Source organism: Rummeliibacillus sp. BSL5 (assembly GCF_052928305.1).
Map to the genome: position 1 here is coordinate 210,845 of NZ_JAVGCV010000003.1, position 10,320 is coordinate 221,164.

At 41.4% G+C, this 10,320-nt stretch carries 8 protein-coding genes and 1 rRNA gene; 1 reads left to right on the plus strand and 8 read right to left on the minus strand.

Translation table 11 applies throughout. The annotated features are described in order from the left end of the window. Positions 1–8 precede the first annotated feature (8 nt). The 5 genes from ligA to RCJ93_RS12740 form a co-directional block, all read right to left on the minus strand. The gene (gene ligA, locus RCJ93_RS12720; protein WP_446739202.1) at positions 9–2,015 is read right to left on the minus strand and encodes an NAD-dependent DNA ligase LigA; all 2,007 of its coding nucleotides are present in this window, start codon (positions 2,013–2,015) and stop codon (positions 9–11) included. A gap of 18 nt (positions 2,016–2,033) precedes the next feature. Further along, positions 2,034–4,271 carry a DNA helicase PcrA gene (pcrA, locus tag RCJ93_RS12725; RefSeq protein WP_446739203.1) on the minus strand — a complete coding sequence of 746 codons (2,238 nt, stop codon included), beginning with the start codon at positions 4,269–4,271 and terminating at the stop codon, positions 2,034–2,036. A gap of 31 nt (positions 4,272–4,302) precedes the next feature. Continuing rightward, positions 4,303–4,995, minus strand: a complete 693-nt coding sequence (locus tag RCJ93_RS12730) for a heptaprenylglyceryl phosphate synthase (RefSeq protein WP_446739204.1) — start codon at positions 4,993–4,995, stop codon at positions 4,303–4,305. A 149-nt stretch (positions 4,996–5,144) separates the two neighbouring features. After that, on the minus strand, positions 5,145–5,462 hold the full coding sequence (locus RCJ93_RS12735) for a YerC/YecD family TrpR-related protein (RefSeq protein ID WP_147197654.1): 318 nt from the start codon (positions 5,460–5,462) through the stop codon (positions 5,145–5,147). A gap of 158 nt (positions 5,463–5,620) precedes the next feature. After that, the gene (locus RCJ93_RS12740; RefSeq protein WP_446739205.1) at positions 5,621–7,351 is read right to left on the minus strand and encodes an adenine deaminase C-terminal domain-containing protein; all 1,731 of its coding nucleotides are present in this window, start codon (positions 7,349–7,351) and stop codon (positions 5,621–5,623) included. Positions 7,352–7,501: 150 nt separating this feature from the next. Here RCJ93_RS12740 and RCJ93_RS12745 point away from each other — a divergent pair, with 150 nt between their 5' ends. Then, entirely contained in the window at positions 7,502–8,230 is a 729-nt protein-coding gene (locus tag RCJ93_RS12745) for a hypothetical protein (RefSeq protein WP_446739206.1), read from the plus strand. A 50-nt stretch (positions 8,231–8,280) separates the two neighbouring features. On the opposite strand, the gene purB is transcribed toward RCJ93_RS12745, so the two are convergent. The 3 genes from purB to rrf form a co-directional block, all read right to left on the minus strand. Beyond that, the gene (purB, locus tag RCJ93_RS12750) at positions 8,281–9,576 is read right to left on the minus strand and encodes an adenylosuccinate lyase (protein WP_150285279.1); all 1,296 of its coding nucleotides are present in this window, start codon (positions 9,574–9,576) and stop codon (positions 8,281–8,283) included. A gap of 248 nt (positions 9,577–9,824) precedes the next feature. Continuing rightward, a complete protein-coding gene (locus RCJ93_RS12755; protein WP_446739207.1) occupies positions 9,825–10,016 on the minus strand; it encodes an NETI motif-containing protein in 192 nt (63 codons plus the stop codon). Positions 10,017–10,196: 180 nt separating this feature from the next. After that, a 5S ribosomal RNA gene (gene rrf, locus RCJ93_RS12760) occupies positions 10,197–10,312 on the minus strand. Positions 10,313–10,320: the final 8 nt, after the last annotated feature.

A 10,320-nucleotide genomic window follows, 5' to 3' on the forward strand; every position in this document is an offset into this window, starting at 1 on the left:
AAACTCCTTTACTCTCTTAATTCTACAAGCAGGCGGTCCTCATCCCACACTTCAATGCCCAAATCTTCGGCTTTTGCGAGTTTAGAGCCTGCCTCTGTTCCGGCAATGACCAGGTCCGTCTTTTTGCTGACGCTGCCTGTGACTTTGCCGCCTAACTCTTCTATTTTCACTTTTGCATCGTCTCTTGTCAATTGTTCTAATTTACCGGTCAGGACAATTGTTTTTCCTGAAAATGGACTGTCGATTTCCGCTGCGTTCACCTTCTTGCCAAGGTAATTCATGTTGACGCCAGCTTCTTTTAAACGTGAGATCAAGGCCAACACGTCTTCATTATCGAAATACGTTACGACTGAATCCGCCATTTTATCGCCAATTTCAAAGACGTTCACTAATTCTGTTTCTGTCGCACCGATTAGGCGATCCATCGTTTCAAATTCTTCAGCCAGTAGCCTTGCTGCTTTGGCCCCGACATGTCGGATGCCTAAGCCGAACAATAAGCGCTCTAATGAATTCCCCTTAGAGGCTGCAATCGCGCTCACTAGATTGGTTGCAGATTTCTCACCCATGCGATCAAGCTGTACCAATTCATCAACAGTAAGGCGGTATAAATCAGATACATCTTTAACCAGCCCAGACCTTAACAATTGTTCTACAACTTTCTCACCCAAACCATCGATATTCATGGCATTGCGTGAGACGAAGTGTGCCATTCCTTCTGATATTTGGGCAAAGCATTGCGGATTGACGCAGCGCAAGGCTACTTCCCCTTCAATGCGAACAAGTTCACTGTCGCATACCGGACAATGTGTCGGCATAACGAAAGGTTCGCTATCCTCTTTTCGTTGATCAAACAGTACAGATACCACTTCAGGAATAATGTCACCCGCTTTTCGGATGATGACCTGATCGCCGATGCGCACATCTTTTTCACGAATGATATCTTCATTATGAAGCGTTGCACGTCCAACAGTTGTCCCTGCTACTTGGACAGGATGCAAGATGGCAGTCGGTGTCACAACCCCCGTGCGCCCCACTGTTAAGTCAATGTCTAACACAGTTGTTACAACTTCCTCAGCTGGGAATTTATACGCGATAGACCAACGAGGAACTTTTACGGTATTCCCTAGTTCTTCTTGCTGGTTGTAGCTGTCTACTTTGATGACAATGCCATCAATCTCATACGGCAGTGTTGGGCGTTGCTCTGTCCATTCCTCGATATACGCCATTACTTCTTTCATATTAGTGAACTTTCTTCTCTCATGGTTTGTTTGAAAGCCCAAATGGTCCATATAATCAAGTGCTTCACTATGGCTTTCAAGGCCATATGCTTCGCCGCTGCCACCCATCGCATAAATGAATGTCGATAAATTTCTGCTCGCTGCTACCTTTGGATCAAGCTGACGAAGCGAACCAGCTGCAGCATTTCGCGGATTAGCAAAGAGCTCATCGCCTTTTTCTGCCCTCATCTTATTCAAATTAGTAAATGAACGCTTTGGCATATAGCATTCGCCGCGTGCTTCAATACTGACAGGTTCTTTTAAACGCAGCGGAATGGAATGAACAGTTTTCAGGTTTTCTGTGATATCCTCGCCAACTGTCCCATTCCCGCGCGTGGCACCTTGTACAAAAAGCCCGTCTTCATAACGGAGTGAAATCGCAAGACCGTCAATTTTCAGCTCACATACATATGTGACCTGATCTCCAACCACCTGGCGTACACGGCGGTCAAAATCGTTTAGATCTTCTTCATTAAACGCATTTCCTAAACTCAACATCGGATATTGATGCATCACTTTGTTAAACCCTGTCAGTATTTCTCCGCCCACTCGTCTTGTTGGTGAATCCGGAAAAATAAGGTCAGGATTTTCTTCTTCGATAGCAATCAATTCATGCATCAATTGATCATAGATAGCATCAGGTACGATGGGCTGATCCAATACATAGTAAGCGTGCCCGTATTCATGAAGAAGTTTGTTTAACTCCGCCACTCTGTTTTCCAATTGAACTCGGTCCATTCTGTTTCCTCCACATTTTTAAACTTTTTCGATTGGCGCAAATTTTGCAAGTAACCGTTTAATGCCGGTTGGACTAGCAAAAGCAATATCCAATTCAGTATTTTCGCCTTCTCCGCGTACTGCTACTACCGTGCCTACGCCCCATTTCTTATGAGAGGCTTTGTCGCCAGCCTTCCAGCCAATCTGATCGCCACCTGTTTGTTTATAGGTAGGTGTAATCACAGTTTGACGTGGCTGTGCATAGCCTGATGGACGGCGTCTTGGCGCATTAAAGTTAGTATGCCCATTTGTTTGATCGCGCAAAGCTATTTCTTCCAGTATTTCAGAGCCAATTTCCTGCAAGAAGCGTGAAGGCGTATTGAAGCTGCTGCGGCCAAAGATTGTCCGGCATTGAGCACATGTTAAATAAAGGCGCTGTTCAGCCCTTGTTATACCCACATAAGCGAGCCTTCTTTCTTCCTCCATCTCATCATCATCCTGCAATGAACGGGAATGCGGGAAGATATTTTCTTCCATACCGATAATGAACACGACAGGGAACTCTAGCCCTTTCGCCGAATGCATCGTCATCAAAACAATAGAGCCTTTCGTTTCATCTTCTTTATCCAATGTGTCAATATCAGCGATTAACGCTAGATCAGTTAAGAAGGCAACCAAAGATTTGTCCTCACTTTGATCCTCAAATGCTTTAGTAACAGATATAAACTCATCAATGTTTTCTAAACGGCTTTCCGCTTCAATTGTTTTTTCATTCTTCAACATATCGCGGTAGCCGGATTTAGTTAAGATTTCTTCCACTAATTCTGTGACCGGCAAAAACTCCTGCATTTTTGTCAGATTTAATATCATCTCACGGAATTCGATTGCTGCCTTCGTTGCACGTGCAGATAAACCCATAAAATCAGCTTCAGCCAATGCATCGAATATGGAACGATCTTGATCAATAGCAAATTGAGCCATGCGTTCAAATGACGTAGCGCCAATGCTCCGTTTTGGCTCATTGATAATACGTGCGAGCGATAAATCATCATCATTATTGGCGATGAGACGCAAATAGGCAAGCAAGTCTTTAATTTCTTTTCGATCATAGAACTTTGTACCGCCGACAATGGTATAGTTCATGTTTGATTTGACAAGCATTTCTTCCATTACCCGCGATTGGGCATTTGTACGGTAAAGAATAGCAAAATCATCTGCAGAACGATTCTCTGTCTCCATCAATTCTTGAATAGTCTTAACGACGAACTGTGCTTCCTGCTTTTCGTCATAGGAGCGGTACAGATAGATTTTTTCTCCATCTTCGTTTTCCGTACGGAGCTTCTTCGGATAACGGCTCGTATTATTTTCTATGACGTCATTAGCCGCCTGTAGTATGCGCGATGTAGAACGATAATTTTGCTCAAGCATAATAACCTTGGCATTCGGATAATCCTTCTCAAATGATAAGATGTTCTGAATATCTGCACCGCGCCAGCGATAAATTGATTGATCTGAGTCACCTACAACACAAAGATTTTTAAATCTCTTTGCAAGCATTTTGACTAACAGGTACTGAGATTTATTGGTATCTTGGTACTCGTCCACGTGAATGTATTGGAAACGGTTTTGATAATATTCCAAGACTTCAGGTACTTCTTCAAAAAGACGGATTGTAAGCATAATCAAATCATCGAAGTCGCATGATTGATTCTTTCTCAAGCGTTTTTGATAGTTCTCATATACTTGCGCGACAGTCCGTTCATATGGGTTAGATTCATTGATTTGAGCTTTGTACGAGGCAGCATCAATGCACTCGTTCTTGGCAGAGCTAATCGCATTCAGCATGGAACGCGGATCAAATCGTTTTGGATCGATGTTTAGCTCTTTTAGAGCATTTTTAATTACGGTCAGTTGGTCAGAGGTATCGAGGATGGTAAAGCTCTTGCTATAGCCAATGCGGTCGATATCTCGTCTTAATATGCGCACGCACATCGAGTGGAACGTAGATACCCACATCCGTTCGCTTGTTCCTTGGCCAAGCAAGTTGTTGATCCGCTCCTTCATTTCGCGGCCCGCTTTATTAGTGAAGGTGATCGCTAATATTTTGGAAGGATAGACTTGCTTTTCGATGACCAAATAAGCAATTCGATGCGTTAATACTCTCGTTTTTCCTGAACCTGCTCCCGCCATGATGAGGAGAGGGCCTTCTGTTGTTTTAACTGCTTCTTCTTGTTCTTTATTCATGCCACTCAGCAAATTTCTTGTCAGCTGTTCCATATGCACTCTCCTTTACAAACATTTGTTCTTATTATACATTTTTTACTGTCTCTTTAACAGCCTTTACTGTCTTCAGGGCTGTTTTCAAATTATCATACACTACATTGCCTACGACAACTGTATCAGCGTAAGAAGCCATTTCTGCCGCTTGTTCCTCTGAAGCAATACCGCCTCCATAAAAGAGCTTAGTTGTTGAAAGTTCTTCCCCAATGGATTTTACAAGTTCAGGGTCACCGTATGTGCCGCTGTATTCCATATAAAAGACCGGCAAACGGAAAAAGTTCTCTGCCATTCTTGCATAAGCCATGACATCATCTGGATCACAGTCCGTTTTAGCTTTGGATAATTTTGCAGCTTTGCAATCAGCGTTTAAGATACAATAGCCTTCTGCTACAAGCTCCTCCCACATCATCACATCGCCAAATGCCTTAATCGCTTCGTGATGAAGATCCTTCACCCATAATGTATCACTGCTATTTAACACCGTTGGAATGAAGTAATAGTCATATCCCGGCGAAATACTATCTATATTTGAAATCTCTAATGCTACAGGCACAGTAAAGCGCCGAATTCTCGCTAGCAGGTCGAGCACTCCATCTATCGTTACATCGTCTGAACCTCCTACTATAATCGCATCGGTACCAGATTCGCAAATTGCTTCTAATGCGTTATCTGAAATCTCCTTTGCTGGGTCCAGCTTAAATACATGCCGCCAATCCATCATTTTTTCAAAAGCCCCCTATTCACTTTCTATCATACCTAGTATACACAAACTATTTCACATGCTAAATCTACAAATGCATTCTTTTGTTGATCAACATCTTTATAAAAAGAAAAAACTGAACACTTGGTCCAGTCTTTTCTTTGTGGTCCCTATTTAGGCGCTTGATAAGGCGATTCGTCTGGGTAAAGACGCCCTAGCATTTCATCGTACGTGTCATTGCCATAATCGAAGCAGCGGCGTACTCTTGAAATGGTAGCAGTAGAGGCGCCTGTTTCTTTTTTGATTGTTTCGTATGTCTTTTTCAACCGTAAAAGGTGAGCGACCTCAAAACGCTGTGCCAATGATTGAATCTCGCTGATTGTACATAAATCATCGAAAAACTCATAGCATTCTTCTATATTTTTCAATGATAAAACGGCTTTAAATAATTGTTCTGTTTGATGGCCTTTAATTTTATCAATTTGCATAACCGTTTTCCCCCTCCCTTGCTTGTGTACTAGCCTTTGTGACTAGGCTTTAGAAGGCATACACCCTAAAGGGCAAAGTACAGCAAGAAGACAACTTTCTTCTACTCTATTTTACCACCATTATAGGATATATATCAATTTCACGCTTTAGTGCACTACTACCTCATAAGGGATGGGAATAGTACCTTTTTCTTCATGACTTCATAAATTCCCTGCTGTGTAATTCGAACATATGGCAAGTGTGTAGATTGCAAGAATAATAGAGTATAAATCGCATCGCCATGCGCATAGCCTCGTTCAGCCAATGCATTAGCCAAAGCGTTTTGCTGCTGGATTAAATGCTCAACCGGTTCTACAGATAATCCACCGCAAAGCGGCAATGGAATGGTTTCAATAACCTCTCCACTTTCTACTAGGACGATGCCACCGTTCATTTCTTTCATCACATTAAACGCATGTAGCATTTCTTTTATATCTTTCCCAATTAAAATAATGTCACCAGTAGAAGAATAAGAAGATGCGAAGCCTTGGAGCTTATTCGCAAACCCTTTGATGAGTGTATTCACGCGCCATTGCCCTTTTCGGTCTACGAGCATTAAGAAACATTCATCATGTTCTTCGCTTAAATGTCCATGATTTGGGTGAACAGATACTTTATATGGTTTGGTAATTACATCATTCAGCATCTCAATCCCAAACGGCATGGAGAACTGGCAATCTTCCTCTGTTAAATCAAATGACAGATTTAATGGCGGCAATGCTGAAAAGTCGACACCTTCTAATGTTCTTACTTTTTGCCCATCGCGTTTTAACCATACGCCTTTTGATAACACGCTTTCTGGAACAGGATGGTATTCATCCTCTAATATATTAAGTGTAGCGAAACGGCCCGTTGCAATGAATCCATGCACATCAGACATATTATAATATCTAGCAATGTTATAAGAGGCCATTTGATACGCATCAATTGGATCTACTCCTGCATCGAGCGCTACTTGAATGCATTGATCCATGATGCCCTTTTTATAGAATGATGGTGTCGCTCCATCAGTTGTCATCATCAAATGATCAAAGAGGTTCAAATCCTTTTCTAAAATACCTTTCAATAAGTCAGGTAAATCCGGGCGTATAGATGAATGGCGTAAAGTGACACCATAGCCGTGAAGAACCCTGTTTTCCACTTCTTCTACTGTCATGGCCTCATGATCGCCGTCCGCACCAAATAATTTTAATCTTGCAAGGGTCCGAGAAGAGGATCCTGGTAAATGTGCTTCTATTTTTTTGCCGTACATATGAGCTTCTTGCAATGAATACAGCATTTGGTCATCGCCTGCTACTAGCTTGGGCCATCCAGTTAGCTCGCCGCCCATAAGGACATCGCTTCTTTCCAACCAATCATGGATAGCTATTGGCGTAAAGAGCTTGTGTTCATCATGTAATTCGGTTTGCGAATCAAAGCGAGCCCACCAATAAAATGAAAATGGCAATTTTTTTAATTGGTCTAACATTGAAAACGCTTTCTCATTTGTGGTATGCAAAAAGAATGTTAAGTTATCCGAAATTAACGTAGTTGTCCCTAATTGTGCCGCATAATCCGCTAAAGTTTGGGGATTATAAAGTTGAAATGGATGTACATGCGGTTCAATATAGCCGGGTACAATCGTCTTGCCACTTGCATCTACAATTTCTGTTCCTTCTATATTTACAGGCATTTTAGGGCCGGCATATACAATTCGGTCGCCTAAAATCCATATATTCCCCTCCACCCATTTTTTGTACATGCTATGTAGATAACGTGCATTTGTAATAACAATCGTGGGTGCTGTTTTACCATCAATTACTGCCACTTGCTTTCTAAGTTCAGTAATTTTCCAATTCGGCTCAAGCATTACATCCATCTCCTTTCTAAGTTTGTGCTTATGTTATGGTTGGGATACGCCCAAAAGTAATTTGAATATTTTGGATGGTAAAATAATCGTATCATAGCGCTTCTGGAAAGCAAAGAAATAAAATTTGAATGATAACTGGAGGTTAAATTGATGACGACAACAGGTGGAAATATCAGTGTAAAAAGTGCTTATATGCGTTTTGCATGCGGTGCTACTATGACTGCATTAGGTGTCGGTAGACTAGCCCATAAACCTGATTGTATGCGCGCGAAGGCTATGATTATGATTGGTGCGATGAAGATGGGTGAAGGGGTCGCGAAATTCTGTCCAACTAAATCCTTCTTAAGCAACTATCTGTCCACCATGGTTAGTGAATTGCAATCAGGCAATTCCGGAAGCTCAGGAAACTCTGGAGGCTTCGGCACATCAGGAAGCACAAGTAACTCTGGATACTCAGGCAATTCAGGAGGCTCAAGCAATTCTGGATCAGGATCATCTCTTGCCAGTATAGCTTCAGCTGCTATGGGCCTAGGTGGCAAATCCAAGTCAAACAGCAATAACGGAGGTTCAGGTGGGTCAAGCGGTTCTAGCTCAAATGCCAATGCTTCATCCAACTCTTCCGTCATTCCTGATATTGAGCAACTAATGCAAGATTTCTCTTCATTATCCGGTACAGGCAAGCAAGGAAACAGCCAACAATCGAATAATAGTGGACAATCAAGCAATAACCAACAATCGAATATTAGCCAGCAATCGAACAATTCTCAACAACAATCAAACATGAGCCAGTCATCGAACTCATCGAATCAATCATCAAAAAACCAACAAAATAAAAATAACCAGTCCTCTAATTCAAATCAATCTTCACAAAAACAGTAAGACAGAAACAGTATGATGCAAAAAAAACTGCCCAAAGTTGGGCAGTTTTTTTAGTTTAAGCCAAGACGTTCAAAAATTAAGTCCACATTTTTTAAGTGATATTGGTAATTAAAGCAATCAGCAATCTCTTCTTCAGAAAGATGTGAACTAATGACTGGATTCCCTTCCACAAGCTCGCGGAACTGAATTTGTTCGTCCCATGCTTTAGCTGTTAAAGGTTGTACAGTATCATACGCCTCTTCACGAGATAGTCCTTTGTCGATCAATGCAAGAAGCACGCGTTGTGAGTAGATTAGCCCAAATGTGCTATCCATATTGCGTTTCATATTGTCTTCTAAAACCGTTAAGTTTTTCACGATGTTGCCGAAGCGGTTCAACATATAATTTAAACCAATAGTTGTATCAGGCAAAATGATGCGTTCAGCAGACGAATGAGAAATATCACGTTCATGCCAAAGTGATACATTTTCATAAGCAGTCACCATATGGCCACGAATTACTCTCGCTAGGCCAACCATATTTTCTGATCCAATTGGATTTCTCTTATGCGGCATAGCAGAAGAACCTTTTTGTCCCTTCGCAAAGAATTCTTCTACTTCTCGTATTTCAGATTTTTGCAAGCCACGAATCTCTGTAGCAAATTTATCAATAGAAGTAGCAATCAATGCCAATGTTGCAATATAATCAGCATGGCGATCTCGTTGTAATGTTTGAGTGGAAATAGGTGCTGCTTGAAGACCTAATTTACTGCAAACATACTCTTCCACGAATGGATCGATATTTGCGTAAGTTCCTACTGCTCCAGAAATTTTCCCTGTTTCAATCGTTTTAGCGGCTGCTTCAAAGCGTTCCATATTGCGTTTCATCTCTTCATACCATAAAGCAAGCTTTAGACCAAATGTTGTGGGTTCTGCATGTACGCCATGTGTACGGCCCATCATGACCGTATATTTATGTTCTTTTGCTTTTACTGCCAAAATATCAATGAAACGTTTAATATCTTCACGTAATATTGCATTTGCTTGTTTTAATTGGTAAGACAGTGCAGTATCTACGACGTCTGTTGAAGTAAGACCATAATGCACCCATTTGCGTTCATCGCCAAGTGTTTCAGATACAGCTCGAGTAAAAGCCACAACATCATGACGAGTTTCTTTTTCAATTTCTAAAATCCGATTGATATCAAATGAAGCATGCTCGCGAATCTTTGCTACATCTTCTTTTGGAATATCACCAAGCTCTGCCCATGCTTCTGCAGCTAATATCTCAACTTCCAACCAATTATTGTACTTATTTTCATCTGTCCAAATGGCGCCCATTTCCGGACGAGTATAACGTTCGATCATCGTTTTCCCGCTGTCAAAATCCGTAAAAGCCACAGCTTATTCACTCTAGGCTTTTTAGATGTCACATATTTGACTCTACGGTTCCCTCCTCATTATCATTGATTTTTACGCTGTAACCGACGCAATTTTTACTTTCCTAACGAAGACTTTTTCAATTTCATTTTATCAATGCAAAAGTAGTAAGTCAACGCAATATCCGAACGTTACTTCAACTAAAATAAAATAAAGTTCGATTTTGAACAGTCAGTCTATTCTTGTTCAAAGGGCATACCTTTAAATTTTATGATTTGGCGAATCGGTACAGGTTCTCCATTGATAATTTGAAAAAGAGGCTCCTCTTTTCTGCCGACCGGCATATAGCCATCCTTTTTCATTCTCTCCAAGCACTGTTCTATTGTTTCCGATTCTTCGACTTCATACCAAATTTGTTTTTTTGCCACATTGCCACTTCCTTATAAGATTCGCAACGCTTTATACGCCGCCTATGCATTTTGTTTTTTGTAAAAGGCCATTTGCTCTCTTTTATAGTTTACCTAAGTTTGACGTCTGGTGCTAGAAACAATAGACTTCCGAGAAACAAAAAAAAGACACTACTGATTGAATCAGCAGTGTCTTAATATGCCTAGCAACGTCCTACTCTCACAGGGGGAAGCCCCCAACTACCATCGGCGCTAAAGAGCTTAACTTCCGTGTTCGGCATGGGAACGGGTGTGACCTCTTTGCCATCATTACTAGACTTACGGC

Coding starts and splice junctions, on each gene's coding strand:
- RCJ93_RS12735 (WP_147197654.1), bottom strand. CDS start 5,462: ATGCAAATTGATAAAATTAAAGGCCATCAAACAGAACAATTATTTAAA.
- ligA (WP_446739202.1), bottom strand. CDS start 2,015: ATGGACCGAGTTCAATTGGAAAACAGAGTGGCGGAGTTAAACAAACTT.
- RCJ93_RS12730 (WP_446739204.1), bottom strand. CDS start 4,995: ATGATGGATTGGCGGCATGTATTTAAGCTGGACCCAGCAAAGGAGATT.
- pcrA (WP_446739203.1), bottom strand. CDS start 4,271: ATGGAACAGCTGACAAGAAATTTGCTGAGTGGCATGAATAAAGAACAA.
- purB (WP_150285279.1), bottom strand. CDS start 9,576: ATGATCGAACGTTATACTCGTCCGGAAATGGGCGCCATTTGGACAGAT.
- RCJ93_RS12745 (WP_446739206.1), top strand. CDS start 7,502: ATGACGACAACAGGTGGAAATATCAGTGTAAAAAGTGCTTATATGCGT.
- RCJ93_RS12740 (WP_446739205.1), bottom strand. CDS start 7,351: ATGCTTGAGCCGAATTGGAAAATTACTGAACTTAGAAAGCAAGTGGCA.